Genomic DNA, 25,340 nt, shown 5'->3' with positions numbered 1-25,340 from the left:
TCAGTCTTCAGCAGTCAGCCGTGAGTCTTCAGCTCTCAGTTCCGGCCCCGCCCTCGGCCCTCGGCCCTCGGCGGTCCGGATTCGGCGTCACGGCCGCTGACACCGCTCGGAGGAGTGCTCCGGGCCCGGCGCCCCGCGGCCTCCTGACGCTCCAGTCGCTCGCCCACCCGCGTCACGCTCCGGCACCTCTTCCCCCGCACTCTTCGTCGTGCGCCACCGCCCGCCCACGCCTGCCCCGCGCCCACGCCTGGCCGGCGCCCACGCCTGCCCGGCGGGCGGGCAACGGCCCGTCAGGCACCCGCATTTCCGTCCGCGTCAGGCCAGGCTGTCCCGCCAGGCGCGGTGCAGACCCGCGAAACGGCCCACCCCGGCGATCAGTTCGGACGGGGAGCCGTCCTCCACGACCCGGCCGTGGTCCATCACCAGCACCCGGTCGGCGATCTCCACCGTGGACAGCCGGTGCGCGATCACCACCGCCGTACGGCCGCCCAGCACCGTGTCCATCGCCCGCTGCACCGCCCGCTCACCCGGAATGTCCAGCGAACTCGTCGCCTCGTCCAGGATCAGGACGGACGGGTCGGCGAGCAGCGCGCGGGCGAAGGCCACCAACTGGCGCTGACCGGCCGAGATCCGGCCGCCCCGCTTCCGTACGTCCGTGTCGTACCCCTCCGGCAGACCGCTGATGAAGTCGTGCGCGCCGATCGCCTTCGCCGCCCGCTCGATGTCGTCGCGCGACGCGTCGGGGCGGCCGATCGCGATGTTCTCGGCGACCGTGCCCGAGAAGAGGAACGCCTCCTGGGTCACCATCACCACCCCGCGCCGCAGGGTGAGGGTGTCCAGATCACGCAGATCGGTGCCGTCGAGCAGCACCCGGCCCTCGGTCGGGTCGTAGAACCGGGCCAGCAGCTTCGCCAGCGTCGACTTGCCCGCGCCCGTCGAGCCGACGACGGCGACCGTCTGCCCGGCCGGGATCGTCAGGTCGAAGCGGGGCAGGACCTCACCGCCCGTGCGGTACGCGAAGCTGACCCCGTCGAACACGACCTCCCGGCCCGGATGGCCGCTCGTCAGCTCCGGCAGCGGGCGGGACTCCGCCGCCTCCGGCACGGACGGCGTCTGGGCCAGCAGGCCCGCGATCTTCTCCAGCGAGGCCGCCGCCGACTGGTACGAGTTGAGGAACATCCCGAGCCGGTCGATCGGGTCGTACAGCCTGCGCAGGAACAGCACCGACGCGGCGAGCACCCCGAGGGCCAGCGTGCCCTCGGCCACCCGGTAGGCGCCCCACAGGACGATCCCGGCGACGGCGGTGTTGGCGACGAGCCGGGACCCCACCACATAGCGCGCCATCTCCAGGAGCGCGTCGCCGTTGGTGCGTTCGTGGTGGTGGTTCAGCTCGTGGAACCGGGCGTCGTTCGCGTCCTCGCGGCGGAACGCCTGGACGGGGCGGATGCCGTTCATCGTCTCCGCGAACTTCACGATCACCGCCGCGATGGCCGTGGACCGCCTGCCGAAGATGGTCCCGGCCCGGTGCTGGTACAGCCGCACCAGCGCGTACAGCGGGACGAAGGAGAGCACGGCGAGTCCGCCGATGCCGATGTCCAGATAGAGCAGCATCGCCGAGATGTAGACGAAGGCGAGGACGACCCCGATGAGCTCCTGGAGCCCCTCGGAGAGCAGTTCGCGCAGCGATTCCACGTCGGCGGTGGAGCGTGAGATCAGCCGGCCCGAGGTGTAGCGCTCGTGGAAGTCCACGCTCAGCGCCTGGGCATGGCGGAAGATCCGGCCCCGCAGATCGAGGAGCACGTCCTGGTTGACCCGGGCCGAGGAGCGGATGTAGGCGTACTGGAAGACGCCGGACCCGGCGGAACAGAGGAGATAGCCGACGGCGACGGCGATCAGCGGGCCGTTGTCGTGGGCACGGAACGCGGGTACGCCCCGGTCGATGGCGTACGCGACGAGCAGCGGCCCCGCCTGCACCGCCGCCTGCTGGAGCAGCAGGAACAGCGCGGCGAGGGCGACCCGGCCGCGCCGGGCGCGCAGCAGCGACCGGAGCAGCGCGCCGGTGGCTCCGGGCGGGGCGGGCAGGGCGTCCTGGGCGAACGGATCGTCATCCCCGGGGGCGGGCAGATGCTCGGCGGCGGAGGGCGCGTCGGTCGGTGAGCCGGGCGGCGCGTCGGTCGGTCGCGTGGCCGGTCCCGCTCCCTCGGCCGGTACGGCGGTGCGTACGCCGGCCGGTCCCGGTGCCACCGGCACGGTGACGGTGGTGCCGCTGCCGGGGCCCGCGGTCTCCTCCGGCCGGGACGGGCCGTCGCCCGTGGTCGTCGGCGACGACGTCATCGCATGCTCCCCTCGACGGCTTGCGCCTCTGTGTCGCTTTCGTCACATTCATCGTTCTCCGGCGCGGCACCGTCGGCCGTCTCCGACCCCGCTCCGGGCGCCGACCCCGCTCCCGGCCTCGGCTCCGCCTCCGTGCCGGGCTTCGCGGCCACTCCCGGCTCCGCGTCCGGCTCCCCGTCGGCCCCCGACATCAGCCACGCGTACTCCGCGTTGCTCCGCAGCAGTTCGTGATGGGTGCCGACCGCCGTGATCCGCCCGCCCGAGATCAGCGCCACCCGGTCCGCCAGCATCACCGTCGACGGCCGGTGCGCCACCACCAGTGCCGTCGTCTCCTCCAGCACCCGGCGCAGGGCGGCCTCCACCAGGGCCTCCGTATGGACGTCGAGCGCGGACAGCGGGTCGTCCAGCACCAGGAAGCGCGGTCTGCCGACCACCGCCCGCGCCAGCGCCAGCCGTTGCCGCTGGCCGCCGGAGAGGCTGAGCCCCTGCTCGCCGACCTCCGTGTCCACCCCGTGCGGCAGGTCCTGTACGAAATCGGCCTGCGCCACGTCCAGCGCGCGCAGCAGCGCGGCGTCGTCGGCGCTCTCGGCGCCCATCCGGACGTTCTCGGCGACCGTCGCGGAGAAGAGCGTCGGCTCCTCGAAGGCCACCGACACCAGCTCGCGCAGCCGCCGCCGGGGCATCAGCGTCACGTCCTCGCCGTCGAGCGTGATCCGCCCGCCCGTCGCCTCGTGCAGCCGGGGCACCAGCGCGGTCAGCGTCGTCTTCCCCGAGCCCGTCGCGCCGACGAGCGCCATGGTCTCGCCCGACCTGATGTGGAGGTCCACCTCGGACAGGACGGGCACGGACCCGGTCTCCGCGTCGGGATACCGGAACGACACGCCGTCGAAGCGCAGCCCGTCGGACCTGGCCTCGCCGTCGGGCTCCCGGGCCACCTTGGCGTCGTCCACGGCCGTGTCGTCCGCCGCCGGTCCTGCCGGGTCCGCCGGGTGCGTCCTTCCCGTCCGGTCCGCCGTCTCCTCCTCGGTGTCCATCACCTCGAAGTACCGCTCGGTCGCCGTCGCCGCCTCCTGGCTCATCGCCAGCAGGAAGCCGATCGACTCCACCGGCCAGCGCAGCGCCAGCGCCGTCGACAGGAAGGCGACCAGCGTGCCCGTGGACAGCTGCCCGTCGGCCACCTGGACCGTGCCGAGCACCAGCGCCGCGCCGATCGCCACCTCGGGGATGACCGTGATCAGCGCCCAGATGCCCGCCAGCAGCCGGGCCTTGCCCAGCTCCGTACCGCGCAGCCGCTCGGCGAGCGCCCGGAACGCCAGCGCCTGGCTGCGGTGCCTGCCGAAACCCTTCACGATCCGGATGCCGAGGACGCTCTCCTCGACCACCGTCGTCAGATCGCCCACCTGGTCCTGGGCCTTGCGCGCCACCAGGAAGTACTTCGCCTCGAACATCGAACAGAGGACGACCAGCGGCACCACGGGCAGCATCAGCACGAGCCCCAGCGTCCACTCCTGCATCAGCAGAATCAGAAAGCCGACCAGGATCGTCGTCGCGTTCACCACCAGAAAGGTCAGCGGAAACGCCAGGAACATCCGCAGCAGACTCAGGTCCGCCGTCCCGCGCGACAGCAGCTGCCCCGACGGCCAGCGGTCGTGGAAGGCGACCGGAAGCCGCTGGAGATGCCGGTAGAGATCCGCCCGCATCGATGCCTCGACCCCCGCCAGCGGCCGGGCCACCAGCCACCGCCGGAAGCCGAAGAGAGCCGCCTCCACGATCCCGAGCAGCAGCAGCCACAGCGCGCCGAGCCAGATGCCGTCCTTGTCGCGGTCGGCGATCGGCCCGTCGACCATCCACTTCAGTACGAGCGGGAAGACCAGGCCCAGGCAGGACGCCAGCACGGCGACCAGCGCCGCGGCGGACAGGCGCACGCGGACGGGCCGCACGTACGGCCACAGCCTGAGCAGCGAGCGCACGGCGGAACGATTCGGGACGGCGGAGCTGTCCGTGGCGGATACATCTTCGGAGGTCGGCATCAGGGGCGAGCCTACGTTTCACCACTGACACTGCCCACCGATTTCCGGCTGACCGGACCATCAACCGATCGGTTGACCCCAGGTCGGGCGCGACGGCCGATACCGTCATTGGGCCGTCCGGGTGGATCCTGCTGTCATGGCGATTGTCGAAGTCAACGGTCTGCGCAAGTCGTACGGGGGGAAGCCCGCCGTCGACGGTGTCGGGTTCACCGTCGAGGAGGGCGAGATCTTCGGGATCCTCGGCCCCAACGGCGCGGGCAAGACCACCACCGTCGAATGCGTCGAGGGGCTGCGGGTCCCCGACTCCGGCACGGTCCGGGTCGCCGGGCTCGACCCGGTCCGCGACCACCGGGAGGTCACCCAGCTCCTCGGCGCCCAGCTCCAGGAGAGCGAACTCCAGGCGAAGCTGACGGTGCGCGAGGCGCTGGAGCTGTACTCCGCGTTCTATCCGAAGCCCGCCGACTGGCGTCCACTCGCCGCCCGTCTCGGGCTGGAGGAGAAGCTCTCCACGCGTTTCGGGAAGCTCTCCGGTGGCCAGAAGCAGCGGCTGTTCATCGCGCTGGCCCTGATCGGCGGGCCGCGCGTGGTGGTCCTGGACGAACTGACCACGGGCCTCGACCCGCGCGCCCGGCGTGACACCTGGAGCCTGATCGAGGAGATCAGGGACTCCGGTGTGACCGTGCTGCTGGTCACCCACTTCATGGAGGAGGCCCGGCGGCTCTGCGACCGGATCGCCGTCATCGACCGGGGGAAGGTCGTCGCGCTCGACACCCCCTCCGGACTGATCGCGCGCTCGACCGCGTCCACCGTCATCGCCTTCACCCCGTCCCGGCCGCTGCGCGACGAGGAACTGTCCGCGCTGCCCGGCGCGGCCTCCGTACGGACGGAGAGCGACCGGATCGTCATCAACGGCACCGACGAGACCGTCAACGCGGTCATCACCCTGCTCGCCCGCCACCAGGTCACCGCCCACCAGCTCCGCGTCACCGAGGCCACGCTCGACGACGCCTTCCTGGACCTGACCGAAACCGGCCCCGATTCCGCCGTCGGCACCGAATCCGTGACCGGCACCGGGCCCGGGACGGGGACCGGAACCGATCCCGGCACCGGGTCGGGAACGCCCGCCGGGACCTCCTCCCACGCCCCGTACCCCGAGAAGAGGGTCTGACATGGCCTCCGCGTCCACCGCCGTCCTCAAGACCGAGGCCCGTCTGCTGACCCGCGAACCCGGTGTCCTCTTCTGGATCGTCGCGTTCCCCACCCTGCTGATGGTGATCCTCGGCCTGATCCCCGGCTTCCAGGACCCGGACGCGGCTCTCGGCGGCCGGCGGGTCATCGACCTGTACGTCCCCATCGCCGCCCTGCTCGCCGTGATCATGGCCGGGCTCCAGGCCATGCCGCCGATCCTGATCGGCTACCGGGAGCGCGGCATCCTGCGCCGTATGTCCACCACCCCCGTACGGCCCGCCACCCTGCTCACCTCGCAGCTCGTTCTGCTGGGCGCCGGCGCGCTCGCCTCGGCGGCCCTGGTCATCGTCGTCGGCCGGATCGCCTTCGGCGTGGCACTGCCGGAACAGCCCGCCGGTTATCTCCTCGCGCTGGTCCTCGCCACCGCCGGCGCCCTCGCCATGGGCGGCGTGGTCTGCGCGCTCGCCCCCACCCAGCGGGCCGGACAGGCCATCGGCTCGGCCCTGTTCTTCCCGTCGATGTTCACGGCCGGGGTCTGGCTGCCGGTCCAGACGATGCCCGACCTGATGCGCGACATCGTCTCCTGCACACCGATGGGCGCCGCCTCGGAGGCCCTGGACACCGCGATGCGCGGCGGCTGGCCGCACTGGGCGGACCTGGGCGTCCTCGCCCTCTGGGCGGTCGTCCTGACCGCCGGCGCCGCCCGCTGGTTCCGCTGGCAGTGACGGGGACCGGGCGGGCGGCGGGCGCGGGCGGCGGGAGGATCCTCGCCCGCCGCGCACCGGCCGGGACGGAGCGGGGCACCTCGAACCGGGAGATCGCCGCCGAGCTGTTCATCAGCGAGGCCACGGTCAAGACGCATCTCACCCACATCTACGGCAAGTTGGGCGTCAAGGACCGGGCCGCGGCCGTCGCCGTCGGCTACGAGCGGGGCATCCTCGGCTGAGTGCGCGCCTCCCAGCGTCCCTCCGCGCCTCCCAAGGAGGAGGCGTCCCCCCGCTTACCTCCTGAGGAGGCGGGGTCGTTCAGCCCCGTACCCGCAGCAGCAGCACCGACCGCGCGGGCACCGTCGTCACCGTCCCCGCGTCCAGCACCGTCCCCGGCTCCTCCTCCTGGTCCTCGTACGAGGTGTCCACGACCACCTCGTACGACCGCGCCCACGGCGGGCCCGGCAGCGCGAAGTCCACCGGCTCCGCGCCCGAGTGGAGCACCGCGAGGAAACTGTCGTCGGTGATCTTCCGCCCCCGTGCGTCCCGGCCGGGGATGTCGCGTCCCGACAGGAACAGGCCGAGGGTGGAGGCGGGCGCGTACCAGTCCCCCTCGGTCATCTCCTTCCCGTCGGGCCGGAACCACGCCAGGTCGCGCAGCCCGTCGGGGGCCTGCGCGCGGCCGGAGAAGAACGCGCGGCGCCGCAGCACCGGATGGGTGTTCCGCAGGGCCAGCAGCCGCCTGGTGAGCCGGTGGAGGCCGTGCGGGCCGGGCCGGTCGAGCAGGGACCAGTCGATCCAGCTGGTCTCGTTGTCCTGGCAGTACGCGTTGTTGCTGCCGCCCTGCGTACGGCTCATCTCGTCGCCCGCGACGAGCATCGGCACGCCGGTCGACAGCAGCAGGGTGGTGAGCAGGTTGCGCTGCTGCCTGCGCCGCAGCGCGTCGATCGCCGGGTCGTCGGTCTCGCCCTCCGCGCCGCAGTTCCAGGCGCGGTTGTCGTCCGTGCCGTCCCGGTTGCCCTCGCCGTTGGCCTCGTTGTGCTTGTGCTCGTAACTGACGAGGTCGCGCAGGGTGAAACCGTCGTGCGCGGTGACGAAGTTGACGGAGGCGTACGGCCGCCGCCCGCCCCACGCGTACAGGTCGCTCGACCCGGAGAGCCGGTAGCCCAGATCCCGTACGTCGGGCGTGGCGCCGCGCCAGAAGTCCCGTACGGCGTCCCGGTAGCGGTCGTTCCACTCCGTCCACAGCGGCGGGAACGCCCCGACCTGGTAGCCCCCCGCGCCGACGTCCCACGGCTCGGCGATGAGCTTCACCCGACGCAGCACCGGGTCCTGCGCGATCACCGCGAGGAACGGCGACAGCATGTCGACGTCGTGCATCGAGCGGGCCAGCGCCGCCGCCAGGTCGAAGCGGAAGCCGTCGACCCCCATCTCGGTCACCCAGTACCGCAGCGAGTCCGTGATCAGCCGCAGGACCTGCGGCTGGACGACGTCGAGGGTGTTGCCGCAGCCGGTGTAGTCCGTGTACCGCCGGGCGTCCTGCTGGAGGCGGTAGTAGCCCCGGTTGTCGATGCCGCGCAGCGACAGCGTCGGGCCCAGCTCGCCGGCCTCCGCGGTGTGGTTGTAGACGACGTCGAGGATGACCTCGATCCCCGCGCGGTGCAGGGCCCGCACCATCCGCTTGAACTCGCGGACCTGCTGCCCGCGTGTGCCGCCCGCGGCGTAGCCGGCGTGCGGGGCGAAATAGCCGATGGAGTTGTAGCCCCAGTAGTTGCGCAGACCGCGCCGCAGCAGATGGTCCTCGTGCGCGAACTGGTGGACCGGCAGCAGCTCGACCGCCGTCACCCCGAGCCGTACGAGGTGGTCGATCGCCGCCGGGTGGGCGAGGCCCGCGTACGTCCCCCGCAGTTCGTCGGGGATGCCCGGATGGCGCATGGTGAAGCCGCGCACGTGCAGCTCGTAGATGACCGAGTCCGCCCAGGGCGTCTTGGGGCGCCGGTCGTCGGCCCACTCGTCGTCCGGCGCCTCGTCGTGGACGACGACGCCCTTGGGGACGTACGGCGCCGAGTCGTGCTCGTCGCGCACCGTGTCGGCGACCTGCCGCTGCGGCCAGTCGCGCACATGGCCGTACACCTCGGGCGGCAGCCCGAAGTCGCCGTCGACGGCGCGGGCGTACGGGTCGAGCAGCAGCTTCGCCGGGTTCCAGCGGGCGCCGGTCCAGGGGTCCCAGCGGCCGTGCACCCGGAAGCCGTACCGCTGTCCGGGGCGTATCCCGGGCACGAAGCCGTGCCAGATCTCGTGGGTCAGCTCGGTCAGCGGGAGCCGGGTCTCCACGAGGCCGTCTCCTGGGGAGGGCGCGTCGTCGGCGTCTCCTCCTACGGAGGGCGCCGCCGGGGGAGCGTCGTCGAAGAGGCACAGTTCCACGGCCTCGGCGCCGCCCGCCCAGAGGGCGAAGTTGGTGCCCGCGACCCCGTCGGGGCCCACGCGGTAGCGCGCCCCGAGCGGTGTGGGCGCCCCCGGCCAGACGTCGGGCGGGGGAGCGGCGGACGCGCCGGCCCGGCGGGCGGCCCCCGGGGCCCGCCCGGCCCCGGGCGTGGCCTCGGTCGTGCCCCCGGTCGGGCCCGCCCCGGCCCGGGACGCCGCCCCGCCCGCCCCCGTGCCCGGCGTCCCGCCCGCCGTCCCGACCTCTTCCACCGGATCTGTCACGTGACCCATCATCGGATCCGGGACCGGTTCCCGCACGGTCTCCTGCTCGGCTGCGCTCGCCACTGTGAGGCCCTCCCGGCTCGTCGGCCACGCCCGTACGGCGGCCCCGGCGTCCCGGCCGTGGCTGCCCCGCGCGTGGTCCTTCCCAGGTTCTGCCCGCCGGAAGGCCCGCACTCACGTTTCCCTCCGAGGGGGGTCGTCGTTGGGCGGGTCGTGACACACGTACTGAAGCGCGCAAGGACCGGCCTCGTCACCGCCCTGACCTGGGCAGGACTGATGGCGGGGCTCGCCGGGGCGGCGGGCTGCGCCGTCGGCGGGACCTTCACCGAGAGCAAGGCCCCGGCGAGCGGGGACACGATCCGGATCACGCCCCGGGACGGCGCCGGGAACATCCGGCGCGACGACCCGGTCGAGATCCGGGTCCCGGACGGCTGGCTGGAGCGGGTCGAGGTCGCGCGGGTCGAGAACGCGCGGCGCACGGCCCTGCCCGGCCGGATCTCCGACGACGGGCGGGTGTGGCGACCGGCGGCGGGCGCGGACCTGGTGCTCGCCGCCAAGTACCGCGTCGAGGTGGTCGCCGTCGACGGCCGGGGCCGCCGCTCGGCCCGCCACTCGACCTTCACCACCGCCGTACCGAAAAGCCGGTTCATCGGCTACTTCTCGCCGGAGAACCGGTCGACCGTCGGCACCGGCATGATCGTCTCCTTCGACTTCAACCGGGCCGTCGTGAACCGCGCCGCCGTCGAGCGCGCCATCCGGGTCACCTCCGACCCGCCGGTCGAGGTCGTCGGCCACTGGTTCGGCGACCGGCGCCTGGACTTCCGGCCGCGCGCGTACTGGAAGCCGGGCACCCGGGTCGGGGTCGACCTGCGGCTGCGGGACGTCCAGGCGGCGCCGGGGGTCTTCGGCATCCAGCGGAAGACCGTGGGCTTCACGGTCGGCCGCTCCCAGGTGTCGCTGGTCGACGCGGAGGAGCACACCATGGAGGTACGGCGCGACGGCGCGCTCGTCTCGACGGTGCCGATCACGGCGGGCGCGGCCAAGACCCCCACGTACAACGGGAAGATGGTCGTCACGGAGCTGTACGACGTGACGCGGATGAACGGCGCCACGGTCGGTTTCGGCGGTGAGTACGACATCAAGGACGTGCCGCACGCGCTGCGGCTGACGACGTCGGGGACCTTCCTGCACGGCAACTACTGGGCCACACCGGACACGTTCGGCTCCCGCAACATCAGCCACGGGTGCGTCGGGCTGCGGGACGTGAAGGGTGGCAGCGCGGACACCCCGGCGGGCTGGTTCTTCGACCGGACGCTCGTCGGCGACGTCGTGGAGGTGGTCAACTCCCGCGACAAGACCGTCGCTCCGGACAACGGACTGGGCGGCTGGAACCTCGACTGGCCGAAGTGGAAGGCGGGTTCCGCCCTGGCCGGCTGACGCGCGGACGCCCCGCGATTCCCGGCGCACCCACCCCCACCTGCGCGACCGTCCGTGATTCCAGGGGACGTTGGAACGGAACGGTGACAATCCCGGGGAGTCCCGTACGGCCCCCGGTGTGATTGTCTAGCGCCGTGCGCGCGAGCAAAGCGCGCGGGGGTACGGAGCCCGGTCGTGCGTCCAGGCACCCGGCTCCGAGGCCGTGGCGGGGCCAGGCCGTGTGAGGGGAGACGACCATTGAACGGGCAGCCGATATCGGGGGCATCGGCGACAGCCGGCCGTGGACGGGGCAGGGGACCGACGGCGTTCGCGCTGGGGAGCCTGCTGCTGTTCGTGACGGCGTGCGGCGGGGGCGGCGACTCCGGCGCGAGCGGTGACGCCAAGGGCGGCAAGGACGGCGGCAAGGTCGAGAACGCCGCCTCCCAGGCGGTCGTGACGATCGCTCCGAAGGACGGCGCGACGTCGGTCGCGACGAGCGGGGCGCTCAAGATCGGCGCGGCCAAGGGCAAACTGACGACCGTCACCGTCAAGGACAGCAAGGGCAGAGCGGTCGACGGCACGATCGCCGCCGGCGGTACGGCGTGGCAGCCGGCCCGCCATCTGGCCGGCGCCACGAAGTACACGGTGCACGCGATCGCCAAGGACTCCGAGGGCCGGGTGTCGGCGAAGGACACCACCTTCACCACCCTCGTACCGAAGAACACCTTCATCGGTCACTACACGCCCGAGGACGGCTCGACGGTCGGCGTCGGCATGCCGGTGTCACTGAACTTCACGCGGGGGATCACCGACCCCGGGGCCGTCGAGAAGGCCATCAAGGTGACGGCCGTGCCGGAGGTCCCGATCGAGGGCCACTGGTTCGGCAACGACCGGCTCGACTTCCGGCCCGAGAAGTACTGGGCGGCGGGCACCAAGGTGACCGTGGAGCTCAACCTCGACGGTGTCGAGGGACGGCCCGGGGTCTACGGCAAGCAGGCCAAGACGGTGTCGTTCACCATCGGCCGCTCGATGGTCTCCACGGTCGACGCCAAGGCCAAGACGATGAAGATCGTCAAGGACGGCAAGCAGATCAGGAAGATCGACATCACGGCCGGCGCCCCGGCGACCACCACGTACAACGGTCAGATGGTCATCAGCGAGAAGCACAAGGTGACGCGGATGAACGGCGCCACGGTGGGCTTCGGCGGCGAGTACGACATCAAGGACGTCCCGAACGCCATGCGGCTCTCCACGTCCGGCACCTTCGTCCACGGCAACTACTGGGCGTCGCCCGGGACGTTCGGCTCGCAGAACGTCAGCCACGGCTGCGTCGGACTGCGCGACGTACGGGGTGCCTACGACAAGTCGACGCCGGCCGCGTGGTTCTACGACCGGTCGATCATCGGCGACGTGGTGATCGTGAAGAACTCCAACGACAAGAACATCGCCCCGGACAACGGCCTCAACGGCTGGAACATGCCCTGGGCGGAGTGGACGAAGTAGTCCGCCGCGGGGCTCTCCCCCGCCCCGGCCCGACGGGCCCGGCACACCCCACGCGGGTGCGCCGGGCCCGTGGCGTACCGCCCCGCGACGACCCGTCGCACCGGCCGGCGCTGGAAATGCGGGGCGACGCCCGTCGTACGCAGCAGCCCGCGACGACCCGTCGCACCGGCCGGCCCGCCCGGCCCGGTGCCCGGCGGCCGACCCGTACCGGCCGACCGCCACCGGCCCGCCCGCACTGGCTAACCTCCCAGGTATGTCATCTGTGAATCTCGAAGTCTCCGGCGGCGTCGGCACCATCCGGCTCGACCGTCCGCCCATGAACGCGCTGAACATCGCGATCCAGGACCGGCTCCGTGACCTCGCCGCGGAGGCCGGCCGCCGCGACGACATCAGGGCCGTGGTCCTCTACGGCGGGGAGAAGGTGTTCGCCGCCGGCGCGGACATCAAGGAGATGCGCGACATGGACCACGCGGCGATGGTCGTACGCTCCCGGGAACTCCAGGAGTCGTTCACGGCCGTGGCCCGGATCCCGAAGCCCGTGGTCGCGGCCGTCACCGGTTACGCGCTGGGCGGCGGCTGCGAGCTGGCGCTGTGCGCCGACTTCCGGATCGCCGCCGAGGACGCCAGGCTGGGGCAGCCGGAGATCCTGCTCGGGCTGATCCCGGGTGCGGGCGGCACCCAGCGCCTCGCCCGGCTCGTCGGCCCGTCCAGGGCCAAGGACCTCATCTTCACCGGCCGTCAGGTGAAGGCGCCCGAGGCGCTCGCGCTGGGGCTGGTCGACCGTGTCGTACCGGCGGGCGAGGTGTACGAGCAGGCGCACGCGTGGGCCGCGAAGCTCGCGCAGGGGCCGGCGCTCGCGCTGCGGGCGGCGAAGGAATGCGTGGACGCGGGCCTGGAGACGGAGCTGGAGACGGGGCTGGCGATCGAACGCAACTGGTTCGCGGGCCTGTTCGCCACCGAGGACCGGGAGCGCGGCATCCGCAGCTTCGTGGAGGACGGGCCGGGCAAGGCCACGTTCCGCTGACGGCGGGGCGGCCGGGGCCGGTTCGCTCGGCCTCCGGTGCGCACGGCTCCGCACCTTGCCGGTGACGGAGCCGCGCGCGGAGGAGTCGCGCGGGGAAGATCCGCGCGGGGAGGAGTCGCGCGGGGAAGATCCGCGTGTCGACGGATCGGTGCCGACCGACCGATGGTGGTTCGAGTGTCGGCGGAACAGTGCCGGCGGGGTCGATGAATCGACAGCGAGGGCACGTGCGTCAACCTGGTGCCCGGCTCGGCTCCGCCTTAAGTCCACCTTAAGGCGGGGCCGTTGATCACTTCCGGTGATCACTCGTGTGTGGGGTGTCATCGCAGATCAGGGTGGGTAATGAGAGCGGATCAGTGCCGGGGGCATATGCCGCGCTGGCCTCGGCGGACGGGGCTCCGAGGGGTCCCGATTCCCCCGGAATGCCTCCGAGGGCCCGTCTGGGCAGCCATGATGGACCCATGGCGGGCCTTGAAGGTGTGGAACAACCGCGGCACGGCGGCGACGTGGCCGCCACGCGATTGACGCCCGCCGTCGAGGACGAACAGGCACGCGGAGTCCTCGAACTGTTCGGCAATCCGACGGAGGGCGAAATCCGCCTGGCCTCCCGCCCCGAGAACGCCTTCGCGGCCCGCCGGCTCACCGGCATCGTGATGCTGCACCAGTGGTCGCTCCCCCCGCAGATGGCCGACGACGCGGTCCTGCTCGTCTCCGAGCTGGTCGGCAACGCCGTACGCCACACCGGGGCGCGCATGTTCGGCCTGCGCATGGCGCGCCGCCGGGGCTGGATCCGGGTCGAGGTCCGGGACCCCTCCCGCGGACTGCCCTGCCTGCTGCCGGTGCGCGAGCTGGACACCAGCGGCCGGGGTCTGTTCCTGGTGGACAAGCTCTCCGACCGGTGGGGCGTCGATCTGCTGCCGCGCGGCAAGACGACCTGGTTCGAGATGCGGGTCGCCGACCGCCACCCGTGAGGGATCCCCAGGCCGGACCCCCGCCGGGACCGCTACGACGTGCCGATAATCTGACCTTCGTCAGTAGGTACGAGTAAGGGGCGGAAGCAGTGGCGGACATCGAAGAGGCGCGCAGGGCGTTCGACCGGTTCGACGCGGACGGCGACGGACTGATCACCGCGTCCGAGTACAAGAGCGCGATGGCTCAGCTCGGCGACTTCCACGTGACGGAGACCGTCGCCCAGGCCGTCATCAACGCCCACGACTCCAACAGCGACGGACTCCTCACCTTCGAGGAGTTCCTCGCGTCCCGCGCCAAGGACTGAGCGTGCCCCGGGCGCGGCCCCGTCCGGCTCACGGCGCCCGCACCGGGCGCCGTGAGCCCCGGCGGACGGACCTGCGGTGAGGGCCACGGCCGGACTCGTCCTCGGCGCCGGGTGCTCGCTGCTCGTCCTGCTGTACGGCGTGGACCTCGCCGCGCGCGGCACCGGTGAACTGCGCATACCCGCCGCCGGAATCACCTCCTTCCTGCGCGCCGCCGTCTTCACCGCGCTCGCGCTGCACCTCGGCGAACTCGCCGGTGCCGCGCTCGCCCGCCCGGCCCCTGCCGGAACCCTGCCCCGCTCCCTGGCGCTGCCCGCCGCGCTCGCCGGGGCCGCCGCCTCGGCCGGCCAGATCGTGGTCCTCGCGGCCGTCAGCGACCTCGACCTCGCGGCGGCGTACGGCACCCGCGACGGCGTCCCGCTGCTCGTCATGGCCAACGGCTTCCTGCTCGCCGCCTGGTGCGCCGCCGCACGCCGCCCGCGCCCGGCGCTCCTCGCGCTCGCCGCGGTGATCGTCGCGGAGGCGGTACGCGCCCATCCGGAGCCGTACTCACCGGAGTTGGGCACGGCGCTCACCGTCGTGCATCTGACGGCCGCGTCCCTGTGGGCCGGCGGCCTCTGCCACGCCCTGCGCACCGTGTGGCTGCGGCGGGCCACCCCGGCGGACGCCCGCGCCGTGCTGACCCGCTACGCGCGCGGCGCCGTCTGGACGCTGGCCGTGCTTGCCGCCACCGGCGCCGTCTCCACGCTGCGCCGGCTGCCCGCCGACGTGGTGCTGACGTCGGCGTACGGCCGCGTACTGATCGCCAAGCTCGCCCTCGTCGCCGTGGCGAGCCTCCTCGCCCTCGCGGCCCGCCGCCGGCTGCTGGGCGGCGGTGACACGCACGGCGCGGCCCGTGCCGAACTGGCCGTCCTGGCCGCCGTGTTGCTGCTCTCCGCCGTCCTCACGGTCGTCCCCGACCCGCACTGGATCAGCACCCGCTGAGCACGCCGACAGGGCGCTCCGGGGCGTGGACGTGCCGATCCGTGCCCCGGTGCGGCATCCTCGGGGGGACCCAGTGGACGAGCACGACACGCAGTACGGCGAGGGATCCGGAACGTGAACGCAGACAACGTGAACATGCTGGCCTTCGTCCGGGCACGCCTGGACGAGGAGGAGCACGTCGCCCGGGAGGCCGGCGGCGAGCACTGGCGGTGCCCGCCCGAGGCGCCCGGCGAGGTCCACGACCGCACGGGCGGCATCTCGTTCAGCGTCCGGACACAGGGGTACGACCGCCACATCGCCCTCCAGGACCCGGCCAGGACGCTGCGCCGGATCGAGACGAGCCGGGTGCTCCTCGGCGAGTACGCGGAGGTCGCGCACCTGGACGTCGACCGCCCCGAGCACGACTACCCGTCCGGCCGCGCCGTGGGGCTGGGCTTCGTCGTCCGGCAGATGGCCGCCGAGCACGCCGGGCACGGCGACTACCAGGCACGGTGGCTGCCGAGGTTCACGGGTTAGTGTTCGGAGAGCCCCGCCGGGCGGGTGACGGGGGAGCCCCGCCCGGCGCGTGACCGGGGGCCCGGCGGGCGAACCGGGGCGCGGCAGCCCGGCCGCCGGGCCCCGGTGCGCCCCCGCGTCGCCGGAGTCGGCCGCGTACGCCGACACGCTGACGGCCACTTAAAAGATCATCATCTCCGCACGGTCGACCCGGGCACCGCACTGCCCCACGAACGTGTGAAACCGGGCCCCGGGCCCCCTTCTCCGGCGGTCCGGGGCCCCGGCATGGCCTAGATTGCGGGCGTAATCATCAGCATTTTTCTGGGTATGCCCCGCCGGCCCCTGCGGTTCGCGTCGGTGGTCGGTGACTGAACTGGAGTTGGTGTGGCAGCACAGCCCGGATATGACGTCGACGCCCCGCTGGAAAGCGGCGACGACGCCTATCAGAACGAGCTTCCGGTACGCCGCAAGGAACCCGGGAATGTCGTCATCAGATGGCTGACCACCACCGACCACAAGACCATCGGCACGCTCTATCTGGTCACCTCGTTCGCCTTCTTCGTGCTGGGCGGGGTGATGGCCTTGGTGATGCGCGCCGAACTGGCCCGTCCCGGAATTCAGATCGTCTCGCACGAGCAGTTCAACCAGGCGTTCACGATGCATGGCACGATCATGCTGCTGATGTTCGCGACGCCGCTGTTCGCCGGATTCACCAACTGGATCATGCCGCTCCAGATCGGCGCCCCCGATGTCGCCTTTCCCCGGCTGAACATGTTCGCCTACTGGCTCTACCTGTTCGGCTCGATCATCGTGGTCTCCGGTTTCATCACCCCGCAGGGCGCCGCCGACTTCGGCTGGTTCGCGTATTCGCCGCTGTCGGACGCCGTCCGCTCACCCGGTATCGGCGCGGACCTGTGGATCATGGGGCTGGCCTTCTCCGGCTTCGGCACGATCCTCGGCTCGGTCAACTTCATCACCACCATCGTCTGCATGCGCGCCCCCGGCATGACGATGTTCCGGATGCCGATCTTCTGCTGGAACGTGCTCCTGACGGCCGTTCTGGTGCTGCTCGCCTTCCCCGTACTCGCGGGCGCGCTGCTGGCGCTGGAGGCCGACCGGAAGTTCGGCGCCCACATCTTCGACGCGGCCAACGGCGGCGCGCTGCTGTGGCAGCACCTGTTCTGGTTCTTCGGGCATCCCGAGGTCTACATCATCGCCCTGCCGTTCTTCGGCATCGTCACCGAGATCATCCCGGTGTTCAGCCGTAAACCGATCTTCGGCTACATCGGCCTGGTCGGCGCCACGATCGCCATCGCCGGCCTCTCCGCCACGGTCTGGGCCCACCACATGTTCGTCACCGGTGGTGTGCTGCTGCCGTTCTTCTCCTTCATGACGTTCCTGATCGCGGTGCCGACCGGGGTGAAGTTCTTCAACTGGATCGGCACGATGTGGAAAGGCTCGCTTTCCTTCGAGACACCGATGCTGTGGTCGGTGGGATTCCTCGTCACCTTCCTCTTCGGCGGTCTGACGGGCATCATCCTGGCGTCGCCGCCGATGGACTTCCACGTCTCGGACTCGTACTTCGTCGTCGCGCACTTCCACTACGTCGTGTTCGGCACGGTGGTGTTCGCGATGTTCGCCGGATTCCATTTCTGGTGGCCGAAGATGACGGGAAAGATGCTGGACGAACGGCTCGGGAAGATCACCTTCTGGACGCTGTTCATCGGTTTCCACGGCACGTTCCTCGTCCAGCACTGGCTGGGCGCCGAAGGAATGCCCCGCCGTTACGCCGACTATCTCGCCGCCGACGGATTCACCACGCTCAACACCATCTCCACCATCAGCTCCTTCCTGCTCGGGCTGTCGATGCTGCCGTTCTTCTTCAACGTCTGGAAGACCGCCAAGTACGGCAAGCTCGTCAAGGAGGACGACCCGTGGGGCTACGCCCGTTCACTCGAATGGGCGACTTCCTGCCCGCCGCCCCGGCATAACTTCCTCACCCTGCCCCGGATCCGCTCCGAGTCCCCGGCGTTCGACCTGCACCACCCGGAGGTCTCCGCCCTCGACGACGCGCACAACGACGGCCGCAGGGACATCGTGGAGCCCGGCGAGGGCGTCCTCCCGCCACTGGGGGACGACAAGGGCCGGTCATGACGGGCGGCACCTCACCGTCACCGGGCGAGGCATCGGCCGGAATCCAGCAACTGGAGGGCTATCTGCTGGCGCAGAGCCGGGTGCGGGAGGCGAAGGAGAGTGCCGTGGCCTTCGCCGACCGCATGCCGTGGCTGACCACGGCGCAGCACGAGGAGGTGGTCGGCCTCTACACCCAGGACCACATCGACATCTCCCGCCGCGCCCTGGAACTGGTGGTGGCCCGCGCCGCCGAACTGCGTGCGGAGTACTCGGCACGCTACGAGCAGCTGAAACGCCGTCTGCTCTGTCTGAGCCTCGCCACGCTGCTGGGCGCGAGCTGCGTCCTCCTGTGGCACGCGCCGCGCTGAACGGGCCCGAGGCGCCTCACAGCGACCCCCGGGCCCCCGACCGCGACGGGTCGTGGCCCGTCCGCATCAACTGCTCCGGTCCCGGCGCGCCGTCCTCCCCGGGTGCGAAGTCCTCGACGCTCTCGACCACGTCGTACATCACCCGTACGTCGTCCTCGGTCAGCTCGTCGCGCCGCTTCTGAAGGATCGCGAGCACCCGCAGCCCCCTGCGCGTCCACGGAGAGTCCGCGTCACCGCCCGCGTCCGTCCGGAGAACCGCGCCGATCTCCTGCGAGGTCATGTTCACCACCTCGTGGAATTCGGTCCAGAGGGTTTCGAGTTCGAGTGCGGAGATGCCGGCCATGTCGTTCACTCCTGAGGTCGTTGCCGCGGCGGACGGAGTCCCTCCCCCCGGTACGTCGCTACCGCGTCTACCCGCCGCACGCGACCCGGACGCACCCACCCGGCCCCGCCACCCTCAGCACTCGATGATGTTCACCGCGAGCCCGCCCCGGGCGGTCTCCTGCTGCGTGGCCTTGGGGTGTCCGCCGCCCTGGTCACACTCCCGAGCTGCGATCCCGGGGCGACTCCGGTGACGGGTTCGGGCGGCGGGGACGTCACTGGGACGTCACGGGGACTCCGCGGACACGGCCCGGGAGTCGCCCGGCAGGGTGAAGACGAAGCGTGCCCCGGGGGTGTGGCCGGGGTCGAGGGCGATGGTCCCGCCGTGGTATTCGACGATCTTCTTGCACAGGGCCAGACCTATGCCGTTGCCGGAGTACCGCTCGCGGGTGTGCAGACGCTGGAAGACGACGAAGATGCGGTCGGCGAACTCGGGCGCGATGCCGATGCCGTTGTCCTCGACGGCGAACTCCCAGGTGCCGTCGGTCTGCCGGGCGCGGAGGTGAATGCGCGGGACGCGCTCCGGTGCGCGGAACTTGACCGCGTTGGTGATCAGGTTCTGGAACAGCATGCCGAGCTGGGTGCGGTCGCCCCCGACGGTGGGCAGCGGGTCGTGGGTGACGAGCGCGCCCGTCTCCTCGATGCTCTGGCTCAGTGCGTAGAGCGTGCGGTCGAATACGTCTTCGAGGTCGACCGCACTGTGGTCGGTGAGCAGCCTGCCGACGCGCGAGAAGGCCAGCAGGTCGCTGATCAGCCCCTGCATGCGGTTGGCGCCGTCGACCGCGAAGTCGATGTACTGCCGTGCCCGGTCGTCGAGTTGCGCGGAGTAACGGCGTTCCAGCAGCTGGCAGAAGCTGGCGACCTTGCGCAGGGGTTCCTGGAGGTCGTGGGAGGCCACGTACGCGAACTGTTCGAGCTCCGCGTTGGATCGGCTCAACTCCGCCGCCTGTGAGGCGAGTTCGGCGGTGGCGGCGTCACGGTGCAGCAGTTCGGCCGCGAGCCGGGCGCGCATGGCCTCCACGTCCGCCGCCAGCGCCCGCAGATCGGCGGGGCCCGATCCGGCCACCGGGTGGTCGAAGTCCCCGGCGGCCACGGTGCGTACGTCGGTGGAGAGCCGGTCCAGATGGTCGGTGATCCCCCGGCGCAGGGCGACGACGACGCTGCCGGCCAGGGCGAGGATCACCAGGGCGATCGCCGCGAAGGTCCAGTTCCGCAGGGCGCGCGCGCCCAGCAGGTCCGCGCGTGCGGAGGCACGCTGGTTCTCCAGATGACTCTGCTGGGCGGTCAGCGCGGTGCGGAGCGGATCGAAGAGCGCCTTGCCCGCCTCCGCCTGCTCCTGGATCCGCGCGGGGTCGCTCACGGACGACGCGGCGGGCTCGGCGACCCGGGACCGCCAGCGCTCGGCGAGCCGCCGCACCTCGGCGAGATCCCGGAGTGTCTCGGGGTTCCCGGCGCCCAGTTCACGCAGTTGCCGTTCGGCGGCCCTCTGGCGGATCTGCCCCGTGCGGTACGGCTCCAGGAACTCGGGGCGCCCGGTCATGGCGAAGCCCCGGACACCGGTCTCCTGGTCGATCAGCGCGCTTTCCAGCCGGACGGAGGCGATGAGGGCCGGCGAGGAGCTTTCCACGAGATGGTTGTTGATGGCGGTGGAGCGCGCGAAGATCCACGAGCCGCACAGGACGAGCGCCAGCAGCAACACCAGTGCCACCGTCGTTCCGGCCGCCACCCACCGGCGGGTCGTCCAGCTCCTGAAACCCCCGGTCCGGGTCCCGAAGGGGCGGGATCTGTCCAGGTCCTCGTCGTCCACGGCGCGTACTCCTCGCTGCTCCCGGGCCACGGAGACGCCGAGTCGCACGGAGTGTACCGTTGTCCGACAACAACAGTTGTCATCGGCTGGACGGACGAGCACTACCATGCGTGTCATGCCTGCCGATGCCACCACTTCCGCCGAAGAACGCGAACTGAGCGAGCTGGCGGAGGAGGCCGTGACCGAACTGGTGCGACGCATGGTGGGCCGGCTCCCCGCAGCGGCGGACCGTGGGCGGCACCCGGAGGCCGCACCGGAAGGCTCCCGCGCAGAACCGGCCGGCGGCGATTCCCTGGCCCACCTCCGCGCACTGGCCTATCTCAACCGGGCCGTGAACCGATGCGCCCGGCAGGAGGCCGCCGCAGCGGCCCGCGCGGGCGCCAACTACCCCCAACTCGGGGCCGCTTGGGGAATCAGCCGACAGGGCGCGCGGCAGCGCTGGCCCGGACTTGTCTTCACCGCCCGGCCCGCCTCGCGACCACTGCGCACCGATGAGCACAGGAGTTCCACCGTGAATCCCTTCACCGCCGACCGGCCCTACAGCGTGCTTCTGGTCGAGGACGACCCGGCGGACGCCATGCTGATCGAGGACGCCCTCGTCGAACGGGGCATGGCCCGCGACATCGCCCAGGTCTCCGACGGCGTCGCGGCCCTGGAATACCTGCGTGACTCCGGCAACGGGCGTCCCGATCTGATCATCCTCGACCTGAACATGCCGCGCATGAACGGCAGAGAGCTTCTCGCGGCCCTGAAGAACGACACCGACCTGGGCAGCATTCCGGTCGTCGTCCTCACCACCTCGGCCGCCCCGGACGACATCGCGGGCGCGTACCGTCAGCACGCCAACGCCTACGTGGCCAAGCCCATCAACCTGACCGAGTTCATCGAGGCCGTCCAGGGGATCGACGACTTCTTCCTCGAAACAGCCACGCGCCTGCCCCGCTCGTGACCTTGCCCTGGTCGCCTCGACGGCCGCCGGGCGCGCGGCGTCGGTCAACGCCTCCGGCAGCCCGTCGGCCCGCGTCCCCGGCGGATGGTCCGGCACGCCCACGGCAACGCCCTCACCTGGCACCGCCTCACCGAGAGCCGCCGGACAATCACGCCATGACGACCGTTGTCAGCCGCACCCGTCGCGGTGGGTACGAGGGGGCGCCGGACGGACGCCGGTGTCCGCCGGTCCGGCGGAGCCTACGCAGGTGGTGGGCCGCGGGAGAGCGGCGGTGACGACGGCATCCTCCGCCCGCCCGCCGGAGGCGTCGATCACCGGAGGCGCCGCCCCCGCCCCGGTGGCGTCCACCCGGGATCCCCTCAACACTCGATGATGTTCACCGCGAGCCCGCCCCGGGCCGTCTCCTTGTACTTGACCTTCACGGTGTCCGCCGTGCTGATCAGGCTCCTGAGCTGCGGTTTCAGGGCGATATTGGTGACCAACTCGGCCAGCAGGGACTTCTCAGGGACTTTACGCCCGGTGTTGGTGAACCAGGAGTCCATGGCCGCCAGACCGCGCTGCCCAGCCCCGGGCATGAAGCCGCTCTTCCAGAGCGTTGGTCGGCACCTCCGGATTCCGCCAGGGGGAGGGTGCAAGCGATCGAAGGGAAAAGGCGGAAGTGCGCGAGCGCGCGCGCCGCCAGGTTGGGGGAGAGCGGCACCTCCCGCGTCTTGCCTCCCTTGGGCAGACAGAAGTAGGGACGGCCCCTCGCGTCCCACCGGAGCTGACGCCGGATGTGCACGACCATGTTCTTGAAGTCGAAGTCCTCTCTGTCGGCCCGAACGCCTCGCCCTGGCGCAGACCGAGCCCCAGTCCCAGGTCCACGGCGAACCGGTAGCACTCCTGGAGCTACGCCATCTTCGGCGTCATCATCGGATTTACCACATGGGGATGGGCGCTGAAGATCAGGAAAGCCGTGAAGGTGATCCGGAAGGCTGGAATCAAACGAACGTACCGGTTGCTCAGAGCTTTTCGAAACAAGCCCAAGCGTAACTGGAAGAAGGTGGCGGGTGTCCTTGGCAGGGCCATAGCCACTTTCATGGGAATTTCTTCCGTCCAAGAAGACTGCGGGGCAGTCCTCTAGCAGCACCCAGCCGCCCCGGAGACTCCGACGGAGTCTCCGGGGCGGCTCCGAGGAGACTTATGCTTATCGATGCATGGAAGGCAGCAGCCGTCATGTCGCTGGTCGTCGCGACGGTCACTCTCGCGACCTACTGCTTTCTGAAACTCCGGACCAGACGGGACCCCCGAGCGAGAAAGACCCTGGGGTTCGAACTCCCGCTCACTGTCTTCGTGGGATCGGTCCTGGGATGTCTCATAGGCGAGTTGGTGACAGGGAGGCATCCCGTTGCAGACCTCGACGAAGTCAAGACACTGCTGATTCCGCTCCTTTTCGGCATGACCAGCCGATCCCTCATTATGTTCTTCCTGAAGGACGAGAAGGGCGCCACGAGCGCCGCGAAGTACGCGCCGGGGACCTTTTCGCTGCTCATCGGCGTACTTATCGCCGGTGGCACCACATACCTCGGTGCTTGAACCGTCGCCAGATCACGAGAGCCCGGGGGCACGGTCTGTCTTCCCGCGACACGCACCCCGCCGTCGTCCGTGATCGTGTTCGGCGCTGACCGTCGAAGTCGGCGGGGGGGGTGCCCCTATGGGTTTGGTCAAGCTGATCGGGTGGGTTGGGGTTCGTAGAAGGTGCCGTCGCGGAGCATGGCGAAGAGGACATCGGCCCGGCGTCGGGCGAGGCAGAGCAGGGCCTGGGTGTGGTGCTTGCCCTGGGCGATTTTCTTGTCGTAGTAGGCCCGGGAGGCCGGGTCGCCGAGGGCGGCGAACGCGGAGAGGAAGAAGGCTCGTTTGAGCTGTTTGTTCCCTCTCCGGGAGGGCTGTTCGCCTCGGATCGACGAGCCGGAGTTGCGGGTCGCCGGGGCGAGCCCGGCGTAGGCGGCGAGGTGGGCGGCGGAAGGAAAACTGCTGCCGTCGCCCACCTCGATGAGGATCCTTGCTCCGGTCCTGATTCCGACGCCCGGCATCGAGATCAGGACCTGGGAGAGAGGGTGGGCCTCCAGCAGTTCCTCGATCCGCCCGGCCAGGAGCTTGCGCTGGTCGAGGACTGCGGTGAGCGAGGCGGCCAGGCTCGGGACGATCAGTGCGGCCGCCTCGGTGCCGGGCACCACCACGGTCTGCTCGTCCAGCGCGGTGAATATGTCCTCGGCCAGTCGCTCGGCCATGCGCGGTGCCTTCGGCCGCAGCAGCGTGACCAGCCGGCGCCGGCCTGCCTTGCGGATCTGGGCCGGTGACCCGAACCGTTCCAGCAGGGCCAGGACGGCCGGGTGCTGCAACCGCGGCCCCAGGACCCGTTCCAGGGACGGGTGGATCTGGGTCAGCAGGCCGTGGAGCCGGTTCGCGACCCGGGTTGCCTCGCCCGTCAGGTCGTCGTCGAATCCGACGATCATCTCCAGCTCGGCGATCGTCTCGTCTTCGAGGTCGACCGAGCGCAGGGTGTGAGGCATCGCGCGGGCGGCGTCGGCGATGATGAACGCGTCCCTCGCGTCGGTCTTGGCCTCGCCGGGGTAGAGGTCGGCGATCCGCCGCATCGTCAGGCCGGGCAGGTAGGCGACGGGGCAGCCCATGTCCCTCGCAACCGCCAGCGGCAGGGCTCCGATCGAGGCCGGCTGGTCGACCACGACCAGCACCGTTCCGTGCTTGGCCTGGAGTTTCGCGAACAGCTCGCGGAGCTTGGGCTCGGTGTTGGGCAGGCGTCTGTCGAACGCCTTCTTCCCGGCCGGGGTGACGGCGGTGGCGTGGTGTTCGCCCTTGCCGACGTCCAGGCCGAGATAGACGTCGATGTCGCCGGTCTCGATCACGTGCATCCTCCGGTCGTGCTTCTGCCCGGCCTCGCCCACGGCACCGATCGCCACATCCACATTACGAAGAGCCTCCCGACCTGCGAACAGGCCGGTGGTCATGCCCCTAATCAGCGGTCAGTCAGTGCCTCCGGGCTCGGTGACACCACCCCCCGGATCATGGTTAACAAGGGGGGAAGTCATGCCGGGCCCGGAGGCCGGTAGCCCCGTTGCGGGACCACCAAAAAGGTAATGGGGGGGGGCGCCGGCGGTCGCCGGCTGCGTGCAGGCGAAGCCTCGTCTGGATGGTCCTACACGACATGCGGGTGGGCGTACGACAAGGCCGCCCCGGCCGGGGCGGCCTTCTGTCGTGCTCAGAGCTTGGCGAGGTGGTTCGAGAGCTTGAGCGCGGCGGTTGCGACCGTCAGAGCGGCACATAGGCCGGTCACCTCGTGGAGGGTCGGGCGTACGAGATGCGGCCAGTAGTCCGGCGCGGCGGGCCAGGAAGCGAGATCTACCTCGGTGGTGGTCAGGCCCAGGTAGGCGTTGACGTCCCAGCCGACGAGGGAGGCGGGCGCCCAGTGGAGACGGATACGGCCGAGGGAGAGTCTCGGTGTTCCGGCGGGCAGCCAGGTGACGTCGAGCGGACCGTCGGGCCGGTCCGAGACGCGCTGCACCAGGGCGCCGCGTACGCCGTCCGGCATGGGGCGTACGGCCAGGTCATGCAGCGGGAAGTTGGACGTGGGATGGGGGCGTGAAGGGATGGGTGCCTCCGGGGAGTTAACGGAAGGGGTCAGGCCCAGTCGAGCACGGTGGCCACCTCCGTGGGGAGGTAGCCCTTCTGGCCGTCGTCGGCGCTGTACGCCTTGCCGTCCCGGACGACGACGTCGGCTCCGGCGTAGTGGGCGAAGGGAAAGTCGGGGTTGACGGCGAGGCGGATCGGCAGGGCGTCGTCGAGCCGCTGGAGTTGCTGGAGCAGGTAGCCGACGGTCGAGCGGTGCGACAAGGAGGGACCCCGAGGACAGGACGAGGAAACGGATGAGCCAGTGACGGCTTCGTCAGGCTGCTTTGAGCTGGAGGAGTTCCTGGAGAACGGCGGGTCCGTCGTCGTCGTGGCTGGGGCGCAGCAGCCACCGGTGTCGCCGTAGGCCGCTCAGGG

At 71.1% G+C, this 25,340-nt stretch carries 23 protein-coding genes and 1 pseudogene; 14 read left to right on the top strand and 10 right to left on the bottom strand.

The genetic code is table 11. The annotated features are described in order from the left end of the window. Window positions 1-315 precede the first annotated feature (315 nt). Both OG875_RS08000 and OG875_RS07995 read right to left on the bottom strand, forming a co-directional pair. Entirely contained in the window at window positions 316-2,334 is a 2,019-nt protein-coding gene (locus OG875_RS08000) for an ABC transporter ATP-binding protein (protein ID WP_330173519.1), read from the bottom strand. Then, a complete protein-coding gene (locus OG875_RS07995; RefSeq protein ID WP_330173518.1) occupies window positions 2,331-4,364 on the bottom strand; it encodes an ABC transporter ATP-binding protein in 2,034 nt (677 codons plus the stop codon). The genes OG875_RS08000 and OG875_RS07995 overlap by 4 nt, the downstream gene beginning before the upstream one ends. 136 nt (window positions 4,365-4,500) lie before the next feature. On the opposite strand from OG875_RS07995, the gene OG875_RS07990 reads away from it, so the two are divergent. The 3 genes and pseudogenes from OG875_RS07990 to OG875_RS07980 all read left to right on the top strand — a co-directional run. Beyond that, window positions 4,501-5,532, top strand: coding sequence for an ABC transporter ATP-binding protein (locus OG875_RS07990; protein ID WP_330173517.1), 1,032 nt, complete (start codon window positions 4,501-4,503; stop codon window positions 5,530-5,532). A gap of 1 nt (window position 5,533) precedes the next feature. Then, entirely contained in the window at window positions 5,534-6,277 is a 744-nt protein-coding gene (locus OG875_RS07985; RefSeq protein ID WP_330173516.1) for an ABC transporter permease, read from the top strand. 71 nt (window positions 6,278-6,348) lie between these two features. After that, window positions 6,349-6,498, top strand: a pseudogene (locus tag OG875_RS07980) (response regulator transcription factor); the annotation flags it as partial. A gap of 79 nt (window positions 6,499-6,577) precedes the next feature. Here the strand turns inward: OG875_RS07980 and glgX are convergent. Then, complete coding sequence (gene glgX / locus OG875_RS07975) at window positions 6,578-8,974, bottom strand: glycogen debranching protein GlgX (protein WP_443079248.1); 2,397 nt, start codon at window positions 8,972-8,974, stop codon at window positions 6,578-6,580. A gap of 204 nt (window positions 8,975-9,178) precedes the next feature. On the opposite strand from glgX, the gene OG875_RS07970 reads away from it, so the two are divergent. The 9 genes from OG875_RS07970 (at window position 9,179) to OG875_RS07930 (ending at window position 18,159) form a co-directional block, all read left to right on the top strand. Continuing rightward, window positions 9,179-10,402, top strand: coding sequence for a L,D-transpeptidase (locus tag OG875_RS07970; RefSeq protein WP_330173514.1), 1,224 nt, complete (start codon window positions 9,179-9,181; stop codon window positions 10,400-10,402). A gap of 237 nt (window positions 10,403-10,639) precedes the next feature. Beyond that, window positions 10,640-11,884 (top strand): L,D-transpeptidase, encoded by a 1,245-nt coding sequence (locus tag OG875_RS07965; protein ID WP_330173513.1) that lies wholly within the window; start codon window positions 10,640-10,642, stop codon window positions 11,882-11,884. A 253-nt stretch (window positions 11,885-12,137) separates the two neighbouring features. After that, window positions 12,138-12,908 (top strand): enoyl-CoA hydratase/isomerase family protein, encoded by a 771-nt coding sequence (locus OG875_RS07960; RefSeq protein ID WP_330173512.1) that lies wholly within the window; start codon window positions 12,138-12,140, stop codon window positions 12,906-12,908. Window positions 12,909-13,366: 458 nt separating this feature from the next. Continuing rightward, window positions 13,367-13,876 carry an ATP-binding protein gene (locus OG875_RS07955; RefSeq protein ID WP_443079079.1) on the top strand — a complete coding sequence of 170 codons (510 nt, stop codon included), beginning with the start codon at window positions 13,367-13,369 and terminating at the stop codon, window positions 13,874-13,876. Between the two features lie 89 nt (window positions 13,877-13,965). Then, entirely contained in the window at window positions 13,966-14,181 is a 216-nt protein-coding gene (locus OG875_RS07950; protein WP_330173510.1) for an EF-hand domain-containing protein, read from the top strand. Between the two features lie 76 nt (window positions 14,182-14,257). Next, window positions 14,258-15,163: a CopD family protein gene (locus OG875_RS07945; protein ID WP_330173509.1), complete on the top strand. Its 906-nt coding sequence runs from the start codon at window positions 14,258-14,260 to the stop codon at window positions 15,161-15,163. Window positions 15,164-15,298: 135 nt separating this feature from the next. Then, on the top strand, window positions 15,299-15,679 hold the full coding sequence (locus OG875_RS07940; protein WP_330177649.1) for a DUF6221 family protein: 381 nt from the start codon (window positions 15,299-15,301) through the stop codon (window positions 15,677-15,679). A 399-nt stretch (window positions 15,680-16,078) separates the two neighbouring features. Continuing rightward, window positions 16,079-17,812, top strand: coding sequence for an aa3-type cytochrome oxidase subunit I (gene ctaD / locus OG875_RS07935; protein ID WP_330177648.1), 1,734 nt, complete (start codon window positions 16,079-16,081; stop codon window positions 17,810-17,812). After that, window positions 17,809-18,159, top strand: a complete 351-nt coding sequence (locus OG875_RS07930) for a hypothetical protein (protein WP_330173508.1) — start codon at window positions 17,809-17,811, stop codon at window positions 18,157-18,159. Before ctaD ends, OG875_RS07930 begins: the two co-directional genes overlap by 4 nt. A gap of 16 nt (window positions 18,160-18,175) precedes the next feature. Here OG875_RS07930 and OG875_RS07925 read toward each other — a convergent pair whose 3' ends face one another. Together OG875_RS07925 and OG875_RS07920 are read right to left on the bottom strand one after the other, a co-directional pair. After that, a complete protein-coding gene (locus OG875_RS07925) occupies window positions 18,176-18,502 on the bottom strand; it encodes a DUF3140 domain-containing protein (RefSeq protein WP_330173507.1) in 327 nt (108 codons plus the stop codon). Window positions 18,503-18,766: 264 nt separating this feature from the next. Beyond that, window positions 18,767-20,347 carry a sensor histidine kinase gene (locus tag OG875_RS07920; RefSeq protein WP_330173506.1) on the bottom strand — a complete coding sequence of 527 codons (1,581 nt, stop codon included), beginning with the start codon at window positions 20,345-20,347 and terminating at the stop codon, window positions 18,767-18,769. A gap of 115 nt (window positions 20,348-20,462) precedes the next feature. Here OG875_RS07920 and OG875_RS07915 point away from each other — a divergent pair, with 115 nt between their 5' ends. After that, a complete protein-coding gene (locus OG875_RS07915; RefSeq protein WP_330173505.1) occupies window positions 20,463-21,296 on the top strand; it encodes a response regulator in 834 nt (277 codons plus the stop codon). A gap of 359 nt (window positions 21,297-21,655) precedes the next feature. Here OG875_RS07915 and OG875_RS07910 read toward each other — a convergent pair whose 3' ends face one another. Beyond that, window positions 21,656-21,871 carry a hypothetical protein gene (locus tag OG875_RS07910; RefSeq protein ID WP_330173504.1) on the bottom strand — a complete coding sequence of 72 codons (216 nt, stop codon included), beginning with the start codon at window positions 21,869-21,871 and terminating at the stop codon, window positions 21,656-21,658. A 313-nt stretch (window positions 21,872-22,184) separates the two neighbouring features. Beyond that, entirely contained in the window at window positions 22,185-22,370 is a 186-nt protein-coding gene (locus tag OG875_RS07905; protein WP_330173503.1) for a hypothetical protein, read from the bottom strand. A 108-nt stretch (window positions 22,371-22,478) separates the two neighbouring features. On the opposite strand from OG875_RS07905, the gene OG875_RS07900 reads away from it, so the two are divergent. Further along, entirely contained in the window at window positions 22,479-22,871 is a 393-nt protein-coding gene (locus tag OG875_RS07900) for a hypothetical protein (protein WP_330173502.1), read from the top strand. 128 nt (window positions 22,872-22,999) lie between these two features. Here the strand turns inward: OG875_RS07900 and OG875_RS07895 are convergent, their stop codons facing one another. The 3 genes from OG875_RS07895 to OG875_RS07885 form a co-directional block, all read right to left on the bottom strand. Next, window positions 23,000-24,208, bottom strand: coding sequence for an IS110 family transposase (locus OG875_RS07895; RefSeq protein WP_330177647.1), 1,209 nt, complete (start codon window positions 24,206-24,208; stop codon window positions 23,000-23,002). Between the two features lie 347 nt (window positions 24,209-24,555). Continuing rightward, a complete protein-coding gene (locus tag OG875_RS07890; RefSeq protein ID WP_330173501.1) occupies window positions 24,556-24,885 on the bottom strand; it encodes an esterase in 330 nt (109 codons plus the stop codon). A gap of 89 nt (window positions 24,886-24,974) precedes the next feature. Beyond that, a complete protein-coding gene (locus tag OG875_RS07885) occupies window positions 24,975-25,187 on the bottom strand; it encodes a hypothetical protein (protein ID WP_330173500.1) in 213 nt (70 codons plus the stop codon). Window positions 25,188-25,340 lie beyond the last annotated feature (153 nt).

The organism is Streptomyces sp. NBC_01498 (assembly GCF_036327775.1).
Classification (GTDB): domain Bacteria; phylum Actinomycetota; class Actinomycetes; order Streptomycetales; family Streptomycetaceae; genus Streptomyces.
Note: the sequence above shows the minus strand (reverse complement) of the source record. Positions and strands in the feature narration are given on the sequence as shown.